The organism is Janthinobacterium sp. SUN073, assembly GCF_030397665.1.
GTDB lineage: Bacteria > Pseudomonadota > Gammaproteobacteria > Burkholderiales > Burkholderiaceae_D > Janthinobacterium.
Genome location: NZ_JAPUBT010000015.1, coordinates 1 through 18,011 on the forward strand (window position 1 = coordinate 1; position 18,011 = coordinate 18,011).

Genomic DNA, 18,011 nt, shown 5'->3' on the forward strand with positions numbered 1-18,011 from the left:
TGTCAGGACCAGTTTTACCGCTTCTTCCCGAAGCTCCGGTGTATAGGTTTTTGAACGTGTCATAAGTTCTCCAGTTGGTGAAGTTTACCAAACTAGAGTGTCCGAAAAAGTCAGGGTACCTCAATTGCCGGCATGCCGACACTACAGACCCATCGCGTGCGTATTTGGACAAAATCAGTGCTGCTAAGCTAAGCTGCACACCGCTGTTGATGCTTCTTGATATTGCGATTCTATCAAACAAATTTGCGTTGCTGGAAATATCTAAAGATGTATGGTCGGCTGCCGAACACATATCTCCCATGTGACATTCGGTGAGTTTCCTGTGTGCACAGTTTTGCTATCGTCCTGCTTACGCTAAAGCGCTGTCGATAGTCCAGCATGGGGACGAACCGACAGGCGTACCGAAGAAAATAACGGATTAAAAACGATGTTAAGACAGTTAGGATTTAACGATGCCAACGCGGGTGATGATGCTGTGGCCATTCTGGTCGGACCGAACGGATCGGGAAAGAGCAGATTCCTCGAAAAAATCGGCAAACACTACCAAGACCGACGCCCGGTCTGCGTTGTGTCGAACACATTGTCACTCCGACTGAATAGCCTGCGCAATGCGAAGCGCTTTGCCGTTGGCCGGATCGGCAAATCGCCGAAATCCGTCATAAAGGCGGCCTTGGCAAGTACACTCGACCGCGACAATTCTGCGTTTTACCAAATCAGGGCTTTAATGGAGTACTGCCAGTACCAGCCGCGATTCGGTTTCCGCAAGCAAGGGTTTCGTCCCGATGCACTGAACGATTTCGTCGAAACCGGTGGCAACCTGGACTCATTCCTTACATCCCCTGAACAGCGTGAGGACTTTTCCCGGGCGATGGATTTCCTAGGGCGCTGGCCGGCTAAAGAAATTCATTGGGTGGATGAAAAGGCCCAAGTGTATGAGTTCGCCTTACAGCGTGAGATCGCCTCGGTGCTTCGTACCGAAGCGGTGCTCACCAAGCTCAAGGTGTTAAAGGGTATACAGGTGTACGTAGATAAAGGTGAGCGTTCCGGCCCCTTTGAAGTGCACAACGCGAGCTCCGGAGAACTGTCGTTGATTTCATCTCTCCTGTTTCTGACAGCCGAAGTGGAACCCAATTCCATCGTACTAATTGATGAACCGGAAAATAGTTTGCACCCTAGTTGGCAGCGAGCCTATGTAGACAAAGTTCTTGCGGCACTCACCTACCGCAATATCTCGGTGATCATCGCAACCCACTCGCCCTTGGTGGTGACTGGCGCGTTGATGGCGCATAATAATCTCGTTTCGGTTTTCCAAATGCAGCGGAGTGAACCACAGCGATTACGGCTACAAAACTTAGACAGCGGGGAAACCAGCATTGAAGCAGTCCTTTGGAAGGCGTTCGACGTCGTGACCCCAGCGAACCACTTCATTAGCGAGGAGGTGGTTGAAGCGATCAACCGCTTCGAACGCGACGAGATCACGAAAGGCGACATAACGGCGATGCTTCAGCATATGAAAGCCCGAAGCTTCGACCCCCGACAGGATGAATTCTTCAACGCTATCGCTGAGCTGGTCAAGACGGTAGAACAACGCAAGGCGCAGCGGATAGCGCGGGGAGGCGATTGATGGACGACGCCTACACTCCTGCGATGACAACGTTGGTACTGACGCCCGACGAACAGAGCGCGGTCACCGCGGCGCTGGCAAAAGCAAAACCCTGGGATGAAGACAATGAACTGATTAAAAGCGTCAAGACCAAAATACGGGCACACCACCTTGCCCGTCACGGCGATACGTGTTGCTATTGCCGGACAATACTTCACGGCGCCGGACACTTCATGATCGACCGCGAACACATTCTGCCCAAAGGGAAGGCTACCTATAAACAGTACAGCTTCGCGACATGGAATTTGTCTATCTCCTGCAAGCGCTGCAACATGCAATACAAAGGAGAGGACGACGGCTTCGTAGTCAACAAGATAAATACAGCCAGCTTCACCGCGGGTAGCAATTATCAGCTTCTCCACCCCAATTTCGACCAATGGGACCAGCATCTGTGCCGCGATGCGCGCCAGGTCAATACCAAGTATATGGTCAAGTACACGCTCATTTCTTCGAATCCCAAAGGCCAGTACACTTACGATTATTTCGATTTGAAGGGCTTGGAAATCGACAGTTTCGATGCCGCACAGGGAGTCTCGCACGCAGCTCCCGGCAGCCAGAGCGAGTCGGTCGCGGAAGCGCGTCAAATCGCGGCGGCTCACGGGCAATAGCACAACCGGTGGAGCCCTTCCCCGCTCATGTAAATACTGCAGTTTTTCTCCGCAAGGCAAAAGACTGGGGATACGAAAAAAAGTGGAGACGACTCGGTCCAAAAGGTGAGGCAGACTCTCCACTTGACCTAGCAGAGATCACCTTCGGGATTCGCTGCCCGGGAGACATTCAAACACGCGGTGTTGGGGGCGCTATCGGGGCAAGAAAGGCCCGTCAAGTTTTTTTTGAAATGCACGAAAACGCGGCAAACTTCTCATTGCGTCGACGAGTTGACTTGCAAGTATCCAAATCGCACGCTCTTCGCTTTGGACATACTCAGAGACTTCGACTAATTGAGCTTCGTAAATGTCCCCAATAGTGGCTGCAGGTGGGCTGTCCCGGACGCGGCGGGAATGATAATATTTTTTGCCGCCTCGGGCTGCGGAGCCGCTCCAGCACTGAATTTGGTAGGGATTATTTGTCCAGACTTCGTAAACGGGAAATCCCGCTTTTGGTCGAACCTGTTGAGGGGGGGCGATGAGAAGATGAATGCGCCGCTATCCCTTATAAAATAAGGGACAGCGCGAATTTGGAGCCTGCGGAGAAAGTGCTTCTATTGTTTGGTTACACAGGATTGACAATCCTGGTGCCGGTGCTTCGATTGCGCCCCGGGCCAGCAAGAATAAACGCCACCTCCGGGTGGCGTTCTCATTTCCGGGAAACGTAGTCCACGTGCCCGGTCTGTCTCCGGTGCTGTCACTGCAGGCATCAGGGTTCGCAGGGCAGTGCCAGGTAACGCGAGGTTGGCAAGGAGCTTAGCTTTCTTGCGCCATGGCCGGCTGGCGCGCCAGTGCGATGAAGGCCCGCACGTAGTCGATGGCGGTGTCCGTCTCGCGTGCCCCCAGGAAGATCTGCTTGGCAATGCCGCGCGCGCCCAGGCGCACCGGCACCACGTCCATCTTGGCCGCGTATTCCTCGACCAGCCAGCGCGGCAGGGCGGCCACGCCGCGGCCGCTGGCCACCATCTGCAGCATGATATCGGTCGTTTCGATGGCTTTGTGGCGCTTGGGCGTGACACCGGCCGGCAAGAGGAACTGGTTGTAGATGTCCAGGCGCTCGATGTCCACGGGGTAGCTGATGAGCACTTCCTGGGTCAGCTGCTGCGGCTTCACATACGCCGCCGACGCCAGGGCATGGCCCTTGGCCACGACGAGCACCTGCTCGTAGTCGAACACGGGTTCGAATGTCAGCCCCGGCTTGTACAGCGGGTCGGGCGTGACCAGCAGGTCGATCTCGTAGCCGAACAGCGCGCCGATCCCGCCGAACTGGAACTTCTGCTTGACGTCCACATCCACGTCGGGCCAGGCAGCCAGATACGGGGAAACTATTTTGAGCAGCCACTGGTAGCAAGGGTGGCATTCCATGCCGATGCGCAGCGCACCGCGCTCGCCCTGCGCGAATTGCCCCAGGCGCTCTTCGGCCAGGTCCAGTTGCGGCAGCACCCGGTTCGCCACCGCCAGCAGATACTGGCCGGCCTGCGTCAGGCGCAGGTTGCGCCCTTCGCGCAGCCAGACGTCGGTGCCCAGTTGCTGCTCCAGCTTCTTCATGCTGTGGCTCAGGGCCGACTGGGTCAGGTGCAGCACGCCTGCGGCGGCCGTCAACGAGCCTTGTTTTTCGACCTGCTGGACGATGCTGAGGTGGATGCGTTCAAGCATTTGAATGAGCCAAGTTCATGGATGTATGAAATAAGACCATTATACTTCATCGATTCCCCCCGCTATCATCCATCCTCTTGCTGTTGGCATTCTTCGCCCTCGCGCATCACTCCCTATGAAAGCAAACATGACACGTCCATTGCGCTTAGTCGCCGTCTCCGGCGGCCTGCAACGTCCTTCCAAGGCGGCAGCCCTGGCAGAGCACCTGATGGACCTGATCGCCGATGAAGTGCTGTGCGAACAACGCCTGGTCGAACTGGGCCAGCTGGCCCCGCAGTTCGCCGGCGCGACTTGGCGCTCCCACCTGCCCGACACGGTGGAGCGGGAACTGCTTGCGGTCGAGCAAGCCGACATCCTGGTGGTGGCCACACCGGTCTATCGCGGCGCGTACACGGGACTGTTCAAGCACTTCTTCGACTTCATTGATCAGGATGCCCTGATCGACAAGCCCGTCTTGCTGGCGGCCACCGGCGGCAGCGAGCGCCATGCCCTGATGATCGACCACCAGTTGCGGCCGCTGTTCAGCTTTTTCCAGGCACGCACCTTGCCGCTGGGCGTCTATGCGACCGACCAGGATTTCCTCGACTACCGGCTGCACAACGCGGCCCTGATCCAGCGCGCCACGCTGGCGGTCCAACGGGCATTGCCCTTGCTCGGCTTGACGCGCCAGGCGCAATCGGCCACCGCTGAAGAGCTGGTCTCGGCCTGATACGCATTCCCACGCTGAGCAAGCAACATATTCATCTTTTCGCAGCAAACAGGACACCAGATCACCATGAGCCAAGATTTTGCATTCAGCATCAAGAGCATTGTTTTCGATGAAAACTATCACCCATCGGACAGCACGCGCCTGACGACCAACTTTGCCAATCTGGCCAGGGGCGAGCGTCGCCAGGAGAACTTGCGCAACACACTGAAAATGATAGCCAACCGCTTCAACAACCTGGCGCATTGGGACAACCCGAAGGCAGACCGCTACGCCGTCGAACTTGAAATCATTTCCGTCGCGTTGAATATGGATGCCGCAGGCGCGAATATTCCACTGATCGAGATATTGAAGCCGAATATCCTCGATAAAAAAACCGGAGAGCGCATCGACGGCATCGCCGGTAATAACTTCTCTTCCTACGTGCGCGATTACGACTTCAGCGTGCTGCTGCCAGAGCACAACGATAATCAATCCACATTCAGCACGCCAGAGAACTTTGGCGATTTTCATGGAAAGCTGTTCAAGCACTTTGTCAAATCAGATGCCTACAAAGCGCGCTTCCGCAAGGCGCCGGTGATCTGCCTCAGCGCCTCGAGCAGCAAGACCTATCAGCGCACTGAAAACCAGCACCCCATCCTGGGTGTCGAGTATCAACAAAATGAGTTCTCCTCGACGGATGCATATTTCGAGAAAATGGGGATGCAAGTGCGCTATTTCATGCCGCCAAACAGTGCTGCACCGCTGGCGTTTTATTTTATCGGCGACCTGCTGGGCGACTACAGCAATCTTGAGCTGATCGGCACCATCAGCACGATGGAGACATTCCAAAAGATTTATCGGCCCGAAATTTACAATGCCAATTCCGCGGCGGGGAAATGCTATCAGCCCAGCCTGAAGAATCAGGATTATTCATTGACGCAAATTGTCTATGACCGCGAAGAGCGCAGCCAGCTGGCTGTCAAGCAGGGCAAATATACGGAAGAGCACTTCATCAAGCCATACAAGAATATTCTTGAACAATGGACTGCCACCACGCTCTCTGCTTAATCACAATATACGAAATCACTATCATGAAAAAATTATTGCCTACTTCCACCGCCGGCAGCTTGCCCAAACCTTCCTGGCTGGCACAGCCTGAAAAACTCTGGTCGCCGTGGAAATTACAGGACGAGGAATTAATCGAAGGCAAACAAGATGCCTTACGTTTGTCACTGCAGGAGCAGCAGCAGGCAGGCATCGATATCGTCAGTGACGGCGAGCAAACCCGCCAGCATTTCGTCACCACGTTTATCGAGCATCTGAGCGGCGTCGATTTCGACAAGCGCGAGACCGTCAGAATTCGTGACCGCTACGATGCGAGCGTGCCGACCGTCGTGGGCGCCGTCAGCCGCACCAAGCCGGTGTTTGTGGAAGACGCCAAATTCCTGCGCCAGCAAACCACGCAGCCGATTAAGTGGGCCCTGCCGGGTCCCATGACGATGATCGATACACTGTATGACAGCCACTATAAAAGCCGCGAAAAGCTGGCCTGGGAATTCGCCAAGATCCTCAATCAGGAAGCCAGGGAACTGGAGGCGGCCGGCGTCGACATCATCCAGTTTGACGAACCCGCATTCAATGTGTTCTTTGATGAGGTCAATGATTGGGGAATCGCCACCCTGGAAAGGGCGATCGAAGGGCTCAAATGCGAAACGGCCGTGCACATTTGCTATGGCTACGGCATCAAGGCCAATACCGACTGGAAAAATACGCTGGGCTCCGAGTGGCGCCAATATGAAGAATCGTTCCCCAAGCTGCAGCAATCGAATATCGACATCATCTCGCTGGAATGCCACAACTCGCGTGTGCCGATTGACCTGATTGAACTCATTCGTGGCAAAAAAGTGATGGTCGGGGCCATCGACGTGGCAAGCAATACCATTGAAACGCCGGAGGAAGTGGCCGACACCCTGCGCAAGGCGCTGCGCTTTGTCGATGCCGACAAGCTCTACCCGAGCACCAACTGTGGCATGGCGCCCTTGTCTCGTCGGGTGGCACGAGGAAAATTGCATGCGCTCAGCGCCGGCGCAGAAATCATCCGCGGAGAACTCTCCTAGCAGGCGGGTGACATACTGAGCAGGTGCGTTTTGCCTTGCCGTACTGAGCACAGTGTGTGCAACTTTATTGATAATCACATCAGGTGCACGATGCAAGTGTGTACCTGGCCCTGCGGGTAAACCCCGCAGGGCATTGCGCCAGACGATGAAAATATCCGCAAATGAGTTTGCCACCAATTAAATCTTGCCCCGAACATTAAACCTTCGTCAGCTCCATTTAGCGCTTATCCGTGCTGGCTCCCATGACCATGTTCTCTGCATCGGGACGGTCGCTAATCTCCTCAATCCCTTTCTTAATCACCGCAGCCAGTCGCATCGATTGCTGACGCTCTGCAGTGGCGAGAAACGATGGCATCAGTTCGCGCGGTACCTGTCCATGTTGCAGAGCCAGTTCGTAGAAGGATATCCGCTGCGCTTCAGTGAGCGTTTTTTTCTCAAGGCAACAATCTGTGGATACTATCGCCTGCAGCGCCCACATGCCGAATACTTCACCGCTATCAATCGCCGTTCGCGCAACCTGTATGGCGCCATTTTCAATGGCCCAGGAAATTGCCCGGCAAGGCTGTTCGTCTTGGCGCGCAAGCTGTTCCTTTAGCCTTTTTTGCAGTTTGATGGTGAACGCCAATCCTTGCAGACTTGCTTTTTCTGCAGCCACGCATACAGCCTTGTTGGGAAAATCGGATGCATTTGCATTGACCGCCTCCAGGAAAACTATCTCTGCATTGCGGTATTCCCCCTTGTTGACCATGAAGAGGTAGGAACCTGCCACACGCTCAAATGCCACCTCGCGCTTGCGAGCGGCAATTTCAAAATCCTTGGGGCCAAAGATGGCCCAAACAGAGCATCCCGCGAAAGCCAGCAGGCCAAGTAGCATCAGCTTCCAGAATACCTCTCCCCGGGTTCTTGCAATCAATATCAAATTCACCAATAGCGTTGTCAACCAGATAGCGGGCGCCACGGTAAAGATCAGGAACATGCCTGTGTAATGATCTTTCAATTGGAACGGGAGGATATATCCAGCGACGAATGCAGCAATCAAGGATAGCCAGAAGTAAGCTTGCAGACCGACAGCATTGCGCATATTTGCTCCCATAGTGAGACTTTTTTCGTTCACTGGTGAGGTGATCTCTGTCGCTCTGACATCTGACGTTCCCGTTATCGTTATCGTTTGATCAGGATCTAATGAATTTAGATGTCCCCTACCAGCCAATGGCGGCAGCCGAACGGGCTTGCTGCAAATCCGCGCGTAGCGCTTTTAACTGTGTTTCAGAAACGTCGATACGCTCGATTCCGGCGAGAGTGACGCGCCAAGCATGGCGACGGTCGAAGACAATCGAACCATCTGGTTCTTGCACTGTGACACTAGGTGGAGCATCTTCACTGGACCAGTAAGCAATGACATTGATGGTTGCCGGATCGGCGCCTTTAATTTTTTGGCCGCCGTAATACGCTGCATGATTGTCTGCAGCTAACTCTTCCAACCCACCCGACGATATGGCAAGGCCATCCTTTCTAAGTACCAGCAATTCGTGAAACGTCGCTGCATCAGCACCTGGGATAGGCTGATCCCTGTGCAAGACCCAGGTGCCATCGGTATGGAAACTCGTGTAGTGCATCGATGTTTTTGGTGGGACGGGTTTTATTTTTTCAAAATCGAGAGGTGGAGTCAGTGACAGGCGGCGCCCGTGTACGAACTGGTTCGTGCCATCGCTGAGAAAGGAATCGTTGCCGGGAAGGGCCGCCAGCGTTTCAAAGTCGACGGGGCCATCAATATATTTTTGAAACAGGAGCAACTCTGACACACGTGGCCGTAACAGCTCACCAGGTATTCTCTGCACAACACGGTGGACGCGGTAGATCGAATTTCCAAACTGCGTATAGTTCAGGCCGCCGAACGAACGCGTATGCAGCGTAGCCGGACAGCTACTGAAAAGACCCTCGATAAGACGGTTTTCTTCGTCAACCCAGCTAACCGTGCATGTTTTAACCGGATTCATCATTCGGCCAGCTGCCGCCAGGAACGCCAGCATGAGCACAATGCCCAAGCCAACAATGAACTTTGATATATTTTGCCAAATCACTGTGCCAGGGTACTGATCTTGATATTCTGGATGGTAATCGCTGCTTTTTCTCTGGCGCACACTTCTCTATCACTGGTGCTTTTTTCCATGGATGCACACACTCGTGCGAGCAAGGTGGGAGCTTGTCTGTAGCATATGAGTTCGCTGAGCATGTCCATATCCGCAGCTTACTGGATGCTGAAAGCCGGTAAGTTGACATCCGTCATGAACACTGCTGACGGCATAAACCGCCTTATGCCTAAGCCAGCCGCACCAGCATCCCCCGCAAGCGCTCCACCATCCGTGCCCGCAAGGCTGCGTTCAGCAGCGGCGCCACTTGCGCAAAAGCGTCCGCGATGCGCACCAGCAAGGCATCGAGATACTCCTCCGCCTGCTGGCGCGTGGCGAAGCCGAAACGGGTGTGATCGCGCAGCATGGCGTCGCGCGTGATGTCGCGGCGGCCGGCGCTCACTTGCATGACCAGCGTTTGTGGGTCGTCTTCCGTATCCGGCACAACATCGAACGCGGGCGAGAGGCGCCAGCGCTGTTCATCCAGGTGGAACAGCACGGCGTGGTTGCGCGGATGGTCGTCGTTGTTGCCGACGACGCCGTTGAAGACCATGCGGCCGAACAGCTCGATGGCGTCTTCCGGTGGCGCGCCGATGCGCCGGAGCTCCTCGGCCAGGCGGGGATAGCTGGCGTCATCGCTGTCGGCCGCGTCCACCGGCGGATATTGCACTTGCAGCAGCGAAGCGGCACTGACCGTCATGACGCGTTGCGCACCGCGCCGGTCGTAACGCAGGATGCGCACGACGCTGCGTTCGGCCGTCAACGCATGGTGGCGCGTGTCGGCGAAACGCAGGCCGGCCGCCTTGCCCCATTGCATCGTTGCATGTTCCAGTAGTGCCAGGTCGACCGTATCGGTCATCAGTCCCGGTTTCACCAGCCAGTAATCTTCACCGTCCTGCACCGTGGCCTTCGGCCGTGCGCCGCCCATGCTCGGGGTTGCGAACAGGCGCTTGCGCAAGGGCGCATTGAGTGGCGGCCGGCTGTCCGCGATGGCCAACAGTTCCTGCACCAGTGCGTCAAGCTGATGTAGCCTGGGGCTGGCCAGCTTGGCAATGTTCGGTTTGGGCGTATCGCCCACGGCCAGCGCACCCCAGCGGTCGCCGTTGCCGGACAGGCGCAAGAACTGGATCGCCGTGGCTTTTTCGCCCAGCTGGTGTTCGCGGCGTATCAGCATCTGCCCCCAGGAATCCGGACTCGCGTCGCGCAGCACATCATGCAGGCCGCCATAGCGGCGCGCCAGGTGTTCCATGCCGGGAATGAAAGGCAGATTGACGGGATCGATGCTCCAGGACAAGCCTGCATCGGCATAGCTGGGCGCGTACAGAAAGCTGCCGATGCCGGTCTGCGCATCGAGCACATAGCGGCCCACCACTACCCACGCGCCGTTGTCGGGCCGCTGCAGATAGACAAATAAGGGACGGCTAGAAGTAGCCATCGTCGCCCTCGTTCAAGGCGGGGCGGCTGCGGATGTTGGGGCTGTCCATTTGCCACAGCGCCACGTCGGGTTCAGGCGCCGTGATGGCGAGGATGCCGAGTACGTGGAAGGCGGCCAGGAACAAGCCCACGTTGACGGACGCTTCGCCCCGTTCCATGCGCTGCAGGGTGGGATGCGAAATGTCGAGGCGGGCACACAGGTCGCGTGCCGTGATGTTTTGCTGCACCCGCTGCTTGCGCACGCACTGGCCCCATATCCTGAGCCGCTCGTTGACGAGCGTCGGCATGGCGTCTTCCGGGCGGGCACGTTTTGTCATGATATGAAAGTGAACATATTTTTTATATTGTAGTCCTTAATTGAAAGAATATGTTTGTTAATGTTTCATGATATATAAACATAAAATTGAACTTAAGCGTTATAAATACAATTTTATGTTCATCTATATTCCTCAGTTTCTTGCCGCACGAAAATTTTCGCCATCTATCGCAGGAGTGCGCTAGGCTGTCGCTGTTTGCCGTACAGTTAAGCAACTCCCGTAACACCCATCGCCCGCCGCTGCTCTTTGCCGCAGCGCCTGCTGGCGCGATGCTGTCTCGCTTTCACCCGTATTGACCTGGCCGATAGGACCGCATGATTTTATTCCGTACCCCCCATTTTTCTTCCCCGCGCCAGCCCTGGCGCGGCTGGCTATTGCCGCTGCTATTGAGCCTGCTGCTGGCGTGCTCGTTATCGGCGCCACCGGCCTGGTCGCAGCCCGTCGACGATGCCGCCACGGCCGACCAGCGCCTCGATGGCTTGCGCAAGCAAATTACGACCATCCAGAAGGCGCTCGATGGCGAGGCCGAGCTCGATGATGCGGCCCTGTCGCAGATGCGTGCCGATGCGCTGGCGGCCAGCGCCGAAGCGGACAAGGTGGCCGATGCGCTCGCGCCGACGCTGTCCAGCGTGCAGGCGCGGCTGGCCGAGCTGGGCAAGCCGGCGGCGGGCGTAAAAGATGCGCCCGACGTGGCGGCGCAGCGCAGCCAACTGGACCGCACCAGCAGCGCGCTCGATGCGCAAGTCAAACTGGCGCGCCTGCTGGCCGTGGAAGCGACGCAGGCGTCCGAGCAAGTGTCGACGGTGCGCCGCGCGCAGTTGCAGGCGCGCCTGGGCGAGCGCACGGCGTCGATACTCGCCGGCTCATTCTGGAAACAGCTGCATGCGGAATTGCCGCAGAACTTGCAGCGCCTGCGGGCGCTGGAGCTGGAATTGGCGAATGCGGCCAGCGCCACGCCGTGGTCGGCCTGGGGCGGCTTGCTGGCCGGTATCCTGGCCGTGATCGGCGCCAGCGTCTGGGCTTCGCGTTATCTGCTGGTGCTCACGGCCACGCGCGTGCCGCATGGCCGCTTGCGCCGCTCCTTGCATGCGCTGGCCGTGCTGGTGCTGGCGGCGGCCACGCCGGGCCTGGTGGCTGAATTGCTGGCCATGGGTTTGCGCTGGGATGGCGGCCTGTCTGAAAAAACCTCGACTTTCCTCAGCAGCTTGATCGGCATCATCTGTTTTGCCGGTTTTACGGCGGGCCTGGGCCACGCGCTGCTGTCGCCCTGGCGCGTGTCGTGGCGTTTGCTGCCCCTGCCCGACGCGCTGGCGCACCGCTTGCGCCATTTTCCGTCGACGTTTGCCTTCATCGTGGTGCTGGTGTGGGCCACGGAGCGCGTCACCATCGTCATCAATGCGGGCTTGTCGACGGCCGTGGCCGTCAATTGCATCGTCGCCCTGGTGATGAGCACGACCATCGCCTATGGCCTGATGCGCGCCGAGCGCTGCTGGCGCCTGTTGCGCGAGGCCGATCCCGCCACCCTGGTCACGCCGCTGTGGCTGCGCTGCGTCACGGTGCTGCTGTGGCTGGCGCTGGCGTCGAGCGTCATCAGTTTGCTGGTCGGCTATGTGGCCTTCGGCAGTTTTATCGCCAAGCAAATCGCCTGGGTCATCGTGGTGGTGGGCAGCACCTATCTGCTGACGGTGCTGGTCGATGATATCTGCATGCTGCTGGCCTCCACGCCGCCGCCGCCGGATGCCGCCCATCCCGTGCTGGCCACGCCCAAGGCGCGCGACCAGGCGGCCGTGTTGTTGTCGGGCATCGGCCGCGCCATCGTCGTGCTGCTGGCCCTGATGCTGCTGCTGGCGCCGTTCGGTGAAGGTCCGGGCGAGCTGTTCCAGCGCGTCGGCAAGCTGCAGGATGGCCTGGCCATCGGCGAAGTGGCGATCCGCCCTGCCGCGCTGATCCAGGCCCTGCTGGTGCTGGTTGTCGGCTTTATCGCGCTGGGCCTGTTCAAGCGCTGGCTGCAAAACAGTTATTTGCCGACCACCAATCTCGATACGGGCATGCAAGTGTCGTTCATCACCCTGTTCGGCTACATCGGCGGCGTGCTGGCCGTGGCGCTGGCCCTGTCGGCGGCCGGCATCGGCCTGGAACGCATCGCGTGGGTGGCGTCGGCCTTGTCGGTGGGTATCGGTTTTGGCTTGCAGGCCGTGGTGCAGAACTTCGTTTCCGGCCTGATCCTGCTGGCCGAGCGCCCTGTGAAAGTGGGCGACTGGGTCTCGCTCGGCGGCGTGGAGGGCGACATTCGCCGCATCAATGTGCGCGCCACGGAAATTCAACTGGGCGACCGCTCCACGGTGATCGTGCCGAACTCGGAATTCATCACCAAGACGGTGCGCAACGTGACCCTGGCCAATCCCCTGGGCCTGGTGCAAGTCAAACTGCCGCTGCCGCTGGGCACGGATGCGCAGGCGGCGCGCGCGCTGATCCTGTCCACCTTTGTCGATAATCCTGACGTGCTCGACACGCCGGCGCCCAGCGTGCAGCTCGACGGCATAGACAACGGCCTGTTGCTGTTCAACGCCACCGGCTATGCCTCGTCGCCGCGCCTGTCGTCGGGCATCCGCAGCGCCCTGCTGTTCGAGCTGCTCAAGCGCCTGGACGAGGCGCATATCGCGATTGCCAAGCCCAGCACGATGGTGCTGAGCACCGTGCCGGCGCAGCCGGAGTCGCCGGCCATCTCGGCGGCTGTACCCGCACCGACGGTGGCGCCCGCACCCGTGCCGCCGCTGACGAGTTAGTCAGCGCACGGTCGACCACAGCAGCGCCGCCAGGTACAGGCCGATGCCGAACGCCGTGTGGGCCATCAGGCTGCGCAGGCGGGCAGCGGTCGGATGCGGCGTCTTGCTGGCGGCGATGCCGGCGCCCATGCCCGGCTGCAAGATGCAAAACGGCGCGGCCACGCTCACCAGGCCCGCCAGCAGCGCCGGCGCGAACGTCGGCTGGCGCACCCACTCCTGTCCCACTAGCGCCAGCAGCACGGCCGCAAACAGCACGCCGATCACGTAATGGGCGGTCCAGCCCAGCACAGCCTCGTCGCGTACGGGCGCCGCCTGGGCGATGTTGAGGTGGCTCAAGGTGCCGCGTGGCAGATGGCCCAGCCAGCGTCCCACCATCGCCAGGTTCAGCGAGGGGATGCACCAGAAGCGCTTCAAGGCCACCGCCCACACATCCATCACCGCCGTCGCGCCCACGCCGATCGCCAGCGCATCGAGCCAGAGTATTTGCATCGTTATCACCTTATAACATTCAATAGATTGCTTGAATGTTATAAGGGTGCTAGCATCGTGTCAATGAAAAATGCTGATATTGAATTGCTCACCGGTTCCGCCGCGTTTGCCCATATTTTAGGCAGCGCGCCGCGTCTGCACCTGCTCGGGCAGATCGCGCAGGGCGAATTTGCGGTGGAGCAGCTGGTGGAGTTGACGGGCCTGTCCGTGGCGAATACCTCCCAGCATTTGCAGCAGCTGCGGCGCGCCGGCTTCGTGCAGGCGCGGCGCGACGGCAAGCGCGTGCTGTACCGGCTCGGTAGCGGCCCCATCGTGCAGCTGCTGGCCGCGCTGGAGCTGTATGCGCAGCATCAGCGCAGCGAATTGCAGGCCCTGAGCCGGGGCGACCACGTGGAAGCGATCACGGGCGACGAGTTGCTGTCGCGCTTGCAGGAAGCCAGCATCACCGTGCTCGACGTGCGTCCCGCGCAGGAATTTGCCGCCGGGCACTTGCCTGGTGCGATCAATATTCCCTTTGATGACTTGCAGCGCCGCCTCGGCGAATTGCCCGCGAACGCAGAAATCGCCGCCTACTGCCGCGGCCCGTATTGCGTGCTGTCCGTGCAAGCCGTGGCCGCCTTGCGCCAGCACGGCTTGCATGCGCGCCGTCTCGGCAGCGGTTACGACGACTGGCAGGCGGCCGGCTTGCCTGTCGTGCAGGCGGCGTGATGGCGATCCCGAACAGCAAGCAGGAACTGGTCGAAGCGATTACCACCACGTACGCCAAGCTGACGCAGGAGCTGGCGCGCGTGCCACCGGCCTTGGCGCGCGATCCCGTACTGGAAGGGCAAGTGAAGGGCACGCGCATGAGCGTGTGCGATCTGCTTGCCTACCTGGTGGGCTGGAACGAGCTGGTCCTGCATTGGCACGCGCAGCTGCGCGACGGCAAACGCATCGAGGACATCGCCTTTCCCGCCGAAGGTTTCACGTGGAACGCTCTGGGCGCCCTGGCGCAGCGCTTCTATGCGGACCATGCTGAACTGGACATGGACGACTTGCTGCAACGCCTGGAGCAGGCGAAAGACCAGCTGCTGGCGCTGATCAACGCGCATGACGATGCGCAATTGTATGGCCAGCCCTGGTACACGCATTACACGATGGGGCGCATGATCCAGTTCAATACATCGTCGCCGTATGCGAATGCGCGCACGCGCTTGCGGGCCTGGCTCAAGACCTTGTAGTGGCTCCTGCGCGCTTGCACGATTATCTCAGTACGCTCAGAAAATTTTTCAGGCAGGATAGTGGTTTCACGCGTAACTATCTGAAGGATCGCCATGCTGACCATCGCCCTCGCCCAGATGAATCCCACCGTGGGCGACTTCGACGCCAATGTCGCCGCCATCACTGCGTGCATGCAGCGCGCCAGCGAGGATGGCGACGATCTGCTGGTGTGTCCCGAACTGTCGCTGTGCGCGTATTACCCGGGCGACCTGTTCGAGGATGCCGCCTTCCTGCGCGCCATGCAGCAGGCGCTCGATACCCTGTTGCAGGCGTCCACGCGCTGGCCGGAACTCGTCACCGTCATCGGCACGGCGCGGCCCAACCCCGGCGTCGGCAAGCCCCTGTATAACGCCTTGCTGGCCATCCGTGACGGGCAGATCGTGGCCGAATACTACAAGCAGCTGCTGCCCACGTATGGCATCTTCGACGAGGGCCGCCATTTCGAGCCGGGCCCGCCCGGCGCCTGCACCTTATCCATCGCTGGCTGCAAGGTCGGCTTCATGATTTGCGAGGATGGCTGGAACGACGATGGCCGTGCCTACGCCGTCAACCCTTTCGAGGCCTTGCATGCGGCGCGACCCGACCTGGTCGTCAGCATCAACGCCAGCCCGTCCGACATCGGCAAGCGCGCGCAGCGCCACGCCGTGTTTGGCGCCGCCTGCGCACGTGTCAACTTGCCCCTGCTCTTCGTCAACCAGGTGGGCGGCCAGGATCAACTCGTGTTCGACGGCGCCTCGTTCGCCCTCTCGCCGACCGATGGCGTGCAATTCGAGGCGGCCCGCTTCGTCGAAGATTTTCAATTGCTGCGCTTTGCCGATGGCCGTTTTAGCCGTACCGATGGCGCGGCGTTTCCCGTACCGGACCCGGACGGCCTCCCCGCCGTGGAGTTTGCGCGGCGCCAGATCGTGCTCGGTTTGCGCGACTACGCGCGCCGCTGCCGCTTTACGAAAGTGGTGGTCGGCTGCTCGGGCGGCATCGATTCGGCGCTGACCCTGGCCCTGGCCGTCGAGGCGCTCGGCGCCGACAACGTGGTGGGCATCACCATGCCGTCCGTCTTTTCCAGCGCCGGCTCCGTCACCGATTCCGTCGCCCTGTGCGCCAACCTGGGCATCGCCCTGACCACGCATCCGATCCGCGACATCGTGGCGCAGTACGAGGCCGGCTACGCGGGGGCATTCGACGGCAAGCTGCAGGGGCTGCCGCTGGAAAACCTGCAGGCGCGGGTGCGCGGCACGATCCTGATGGAGTACTCGAATGCCTTCGGCGCCCTGCTGCTCACCACCGGCAACAAGAGCGAAATCTCGGTGGGCTACTGCACCCTGTATGGCGACACGAATGGGGGGCTGGGGTTGATCGGCGACCTGTATAAAACCGAGGTGTTCGCCCTGTCGCGCCACCTCAACGCCAGCGCCGGGCGCGCACTGATCCCCGCCGCCGTGCTCGATAAACCCCCGTCGGCGGAACTGGCGCCGGGCCAGCGCGACACGGACAGCTTGCCGCCCTACCCCGTGCTCGATGAAATTTTGAAGTGGCATATCGAGGGACGGCGTTTGCCGGCGCAGGAAAGCGCGCAAGCACTGACCCTGGTCGACCAGCTGCGCGAGACGGACGAGGGGCGCGCGCTGGTGACGCGCATCCTCGGCATGGTCGCCCGCAACGAGTATAAACGGCGCCAGGCGGCGCCCATCATCCGCGTGCGTTCGCGCGCCTTTGGCAGCGGGCGCCAATTGCCGATCGCCGCCCATTACCCTACCGGAGACGACGCATGACCCTCGCCTATTCCGCCGATGCGGCCATCCTGATCGGCCGCTTCCAGCCTTTTCACAATGGCCATGCCGGCTTGCTGCAGAAGGCGCTGGCCACCGCCACCCAGGTGGTGGTGGTGCTCGGTTCCGCCTTCCATGCACGCAGCCCGAAGAACCCGTTTACGTGGCAGGAGCGGGCCGCCATGATCGCCGCGACGTTGCCCGAGGGGCAGCGCGCGCGCGTGCATTACGTGGCCGTGCGCGATTACTACGACGATGGCCTGTGGGCCGATGCCGTGCGGCGCGCCGTGGCGGGCGCCGTGCCCGCAGCGCAACGTGTGACCCTGGTGGCTTGCTTCAAGGACGCCACCAGTTATTACCTGCACCACTTTCCCCATTGGCAGCTGCTGAACCTGGAGATCGATCCCGGCGCGCCCATCGGCGCGACGGCGATCCGCAACGTGCTGTTCGAAGCCGAAGACGTGGATGTGTCGCTGAGCGCCGTGGCGCAGCTGCTGCCGGCGGCCATCGGCCAGTATGTCAAAGCGTGGACCTTGCTGCCGTGGTACGCGCCGCTGGTGCAGGAATATCGCGCCATCGAGGCGTACAAGGCGCGCTGGCGCATGGCGCCGTATGCGCCCATCTTTTGCACCGTGGACGCACTGGTGCAGACGGGCGGCCACGTTTTACTGGTGCGCCGTGGCGGCTATCCGGGCAAGGGTTTGTGGGCCTTGCCCGGCGGCTTCCTGGAGCCGCGCGAACGCCTGCTGCAGGGGGCCCTGCGCGAACTGGCGGAAGAAACCCAGCTGGGCGTACTGGCGCCCACCCTCGTCGAGGCGCTGGTCGGCGTGGCCGTGTTCGACCACCCGGACCGCAGCCAGCGCGGACGCACCATCACGCATGCGCATTATTTCGACCTGAAGACGCGCCAGCTGCCGGCCGTGACGGCGGCCGACGATGCGGCGCTGGCGCAGTGGGTGCCCGTGGCCTCGCTGCCGGCCATGGAAGAGCAATTCTTCGAAGACCACTTTCATATCCTGAACCATTTCCTCAAGCTTACGCACGAGGGGCGCTGACGGA

Annotated in this window: 16 protein-coding genes; 10 read left to right on the forward strand and 6 right to left on the reverse strand. The window is 59.8% G+C overall.

What is annotated here, in order from left to right; all coding sequences use genetic code 11:
- Positions 1-427 precede the first annotated feature (427 nt).
- Together O0882_RS26820 and O0882_RS26825 are read left to right on the forward strand one after the other, a co-directional pair.
- Positions 428-1,624 (forward strand): AAA family ATPase, encoded by a 1,197-nt coding sequence (locus O0882_RS26820; protein WP_289952952.1) that lies wholly within the window; start codon positions 428-430, stop codon positions 1,622-1,624.
- Entirely contained in the window at positions 1,624-2,271 is a 648-nt protein-coding gene (locus O0882_RS26825) for a hypothetical protein (RefSeq protein ID WP_289952954.1), read from the forward strand. Before O0882_RS26820 ends, O0882_RS26825 begins: the two co-directional genes overlap by 1 nt.
- A gap of 795 nt (positions 2,272-3,066) precedes the next feature.
- Here O0882_RS26825 and O0882_RS26830 read toward each other — a convergent pair.
- Complete coding sequence (locus O0882_RS26830; protein WP_289952956.1) at positions 3,067-3,966, reverse strand: LysR family transcriptional regulator; 900 nt, start codon at positions 3,964-3,966, stop codon at positions 3,067-3,069.
- A 127-nt stretch (positions 3,967-4,093) separates the two neighbouring features.
- On the opposite strand from O0882_RS26830, the gene msuE reads away from it, so the two are divergent.
- The 3 genes from msuE (at position 4,094) to O0882_RS26845 (ending at position 6,771) form a co-directional block, all read left to right on the forward strand.
- Positions 4,094-4,675: an FMN reductase gene (gene msuE, locus O0882_RS26835; RefSeq protein ID WP_289952958.1), complete on the forward strand. Its 582-nt coding sequence runs from the start codon at positions 4,094-4,096 to the stop codon at positions 4,673-4,675.
- A 66-nt stretch (positions 4,676-4,741) separates the two neighbouring features.
- Entirely contained in the window at positions 4,742-5,722 is a 981-nt protein-coding gene (locus tag O0882_RS26840) for a DUF1852 domain-containing protein (RefSeq protein ID WP_289952960.1), read from the forward strand.
- Positions 5,723-5,745: 23 nt separating this feature from the next.
- On the forward strand, positions 5,746-6,771 hold the full coding sequence (locus tag O0882_RS26845; RefSeq protein ID WP_289952962.1) for a methionine synthase: 1,026 nt from the start codon (positions 5,746-5,748) through the stop codon (positions 6,769-6,771).
- A gap of 217 nt (positions 6,772-6,988) precedes the next feature.
- Here O0882_RS26845 and O0882_RS26850 read toward each other — a convergent pair whose 3' ends face one another.
- The 4 genes from O0882_RS26850 to O0882_RS26865 form a co-directional block, all read right to left on the reverse strand.
- A complete protein-coding gene (locus O0882_RS26850) occupies positions 6,989-7,852 on the reverse strand; it encodes a hypothetical protein (protein WP_289952964.1) in 864 nt (287 codons plus the stop codon).
- Between the two features lie 118 nt (positions 7,853-7,970).
- A complete protein-coding gene (locus O0882_RS26855; RefSeq protein WP_289952966.1) occupies positions 7,971-8,912 on the reverse strand; it encodes a DKNYY domain-containing protein in 942 nt (313 codons plus the stop codon).
- Positions 8,913-9,090: 178 nt separating this feature from the next.
- Complete coding sequence (locus O0882_RS26860; RefSeq protein ID WP_289952968.1) at positions 9,091-10,335, reverse strand: HipA domain-containing protein; 1,245 nt, start codon at positions 10,333-10,335, stop codon at positions 9,091-9,093.
- A complete protein-coding gene (locus O0882_RS26865) occupies positions 10,322-10,651 on the reverse strand; it encodes a helix-turn-helix transcriptional regulator (protein ID WP_141171234.1) in 330 nt (109 codons plus the stop codon). The genes O0882_RS26860 and O0882_RS26865 overlap by 14 nt, the downstream gene beginning before the upstream one ends.
- Positions 10,652-10,965: 314 nt before the next feature.
- Here O0882_RS26865 and O0882_RS26870 point away from each other — a divergent pair, with 314 nt between their 5' ends.
- Positions 10,966-13,437 carry a DUF3772 domain-containing protein gene (locus O0882_RS26870; protein ID WP_289952972.1) on the forward strand — a complete coding sequence of 824 codons (2,472 nt, stop codon included), beginning with the start codon at positions 10,966-10,968 and terminating at the stop codon, positions 13,435-13,437.
- Here the strand turns inward: O0882_RS26870 and O0882_RS26875 are convergent, their stop codons facing one another.
- Complete coding sequence (locus O0882_RS26875; protein ID WP_289952974.1) at positions 13,438-13,926, reverse strand: DUF2938 domain-containing protein; 489 nt, start codon at positions 13,924-13,926, stop codon at positions 13,438-13,440.
- A 63-nt stretch (positions 13,927-13,989) separates the two neighbouring features.
- Between O0882_RS26875 and O0882_RS26880 the strand changes: the two genes are divergently transcribed.
- The 4 genes from O0882_RS26880 (at position 13,990) to O0882_RS26895 (ending at position 18,007) form a co-directional block, all read left to right on the forward strand.
- Positions 13,990-14,634 carry a metalloregulator ArsR/SmtB family transcription factor gene (locus O0882_RS26880; RefSeq protein ID WP_289952976.1) on the forward strand — a complete coding sequence of 215 codons (645 nt, stop codon included), beginning with the start codon at positions 13,990-13,992 and terminating at the stop codon, positions 14,632-14,634.
- Complete coding sequence (locus O0882_RS26885) at positions 14,634-15,146, forward strand: ClbS/DfsB family four-helix bundle protein (RefSeq protein ID WP_289952978.1); 513 nt, start codon at positions 14,634-14,636, stop codon at positions 15,144-15,146. Before O0882_RS26880 ends, O0882_RS26885 begins: the two co-directional genes overlap by 1 nt.
- A gap of 93 nt (positions 15,147-15,239) precedes the next feature.
- Positions 15,240-16,955, forward strand: coding sequence for an NAD+ synthase (locus O0882_RS26890; protein ID WP_289952980.1), 1,716 nt, complete (start codon positions 15,240-15,242; stop codon positions 16,953-16,955).
- Complete coding sequence (locus O0882_RS26895) at positions 16,952-18,007, forward strand: bifunctional nicotinamide-nucleotide adenylyltransferase/Nudix hydroxylase (RefSeq protein ID WP_289952982.1); 1,056 nt, start codon at positions 16,952-16,954, stop codon at positions 18,005-18,007. Before O0882_RS26890 ends, O0882_RS26895 begins: the two co-directional genes overlap by 4 nt.
- Positions 18,008-18,011 lie beyond the last annotated feature (4 nt).

What these genes read in the sequence shown, in the direction of transcription:
- O0882_RS26820 (WP_289952952.1), top strand. Translation starts at nt 428, where the DNA reads ATGTTAAGACAGTTAGGATTTAACGATGCCAACGCGGGTGATGATGCT.
- O0882_RS26825 (WP_289952954.1), top strand. Translation starts at nt 1,624, where the DNA reads ATGGACGACGCCTACACTCCTGCGATGACAACGTTGGTACTGACGCCC.
- O0882_RS26830 (WP_289952956.1), bottom strand. Translation starts at nt 3,966, where the DNA reads ATGCTTGAACGCATCCACCTCAGCATCGTCCAGCAGGTCGAAAAACAA.
- msuE (WP_289952958.1), top strand. Translation starts at nt 4,094, where the DNA reads ATGACACGTCCATTGCGCTTAGTCGCCGTCTCCGGCGGCCTGCAACGT.
- O0882_RS26840 (WP_289952960.1), top strand. Translation starts at nt 4,742, where the DNA reads ATGAGCCAAGATTTTGCATTCAGCATCAAGAGCATTGTTTTCGATGAA.
- O0882_RS26845 (WP_289952962.1), top strand. Translation starts at nt 5,746, where the DNA reads ATGAAAAAATTATTGCCTACTTCCACCGCCGGCAGCTTGCCCAAACCT.
- O0882_RS26850 (WP_289952964.1), bottom strand. Translation starts at nt 7,852, where the DNA reads ATGCGCAATGCTGTCGGTCTGCAAGCTTACTTCTGGCTATCCTTGATT.
- O0882_RS26860 (WP_289952968.1), bottom strand. Translation starts at nt 10,335, where the DNA reads ATGGCTACTTCTAGCCGTCCCTTATTTGTCTATCTGCAGCGGCCCGAC.
- O0882_RS26865 (WP_141171234.1), bottom strand. Translation starts at nt 10,651, where the DNA reads ATGACAAAACGTGCCCGCCCGGAAGACGCCATGCCGACGCTCGTCAAC.
- O0882_RS26870 (WP_289952972.1), top strand. Translation starts at nt 10,966, where the DNA reads ATGATTTTATTCCGTACCCCCCATTTTTCTTCCCCGCGCCAGCCCTGG.
- O0882_RS26875 (WP_289952974.1), bottom strand. Translation starts at nt 13,926, where the DNA reads ATGCAAATACTCTGGCTCGATGCGCTGGCGATCGGCGTGGGCGCGACG.
- O0882_RS26880 (WP_289952976.1), top strand. Translation starts at nt 13,990, where the DNA reads ATGAAAAATGCTGATATTGAATTGCTCACCGGTTCCGCCGCGTTTGCC.
- O0882_RS26885 (WP_289952978.1), top strand. Translation starts at nt 14,634, where the DNA reads ATGGCGATCCCGAACAGCAAGCAGGAACTGGTCGAAGCGATTACCACC.
- O0882_RS26890 (WP_289952980.1), top strand. Translation starts at nt 15,240, where the DNA reads ATGCTGACCATCGCCCTCGCCCAGATGAATCCCACCGTGGGCGACTTC.
- O0882_RS26895 (WP_289952982.1), top strand. Translation starts at nt 16,952, where the DNA reads ATGACCCTCGCCTATTCCGCCGATGCGGCCATCCTGATCGGCCGCTTC.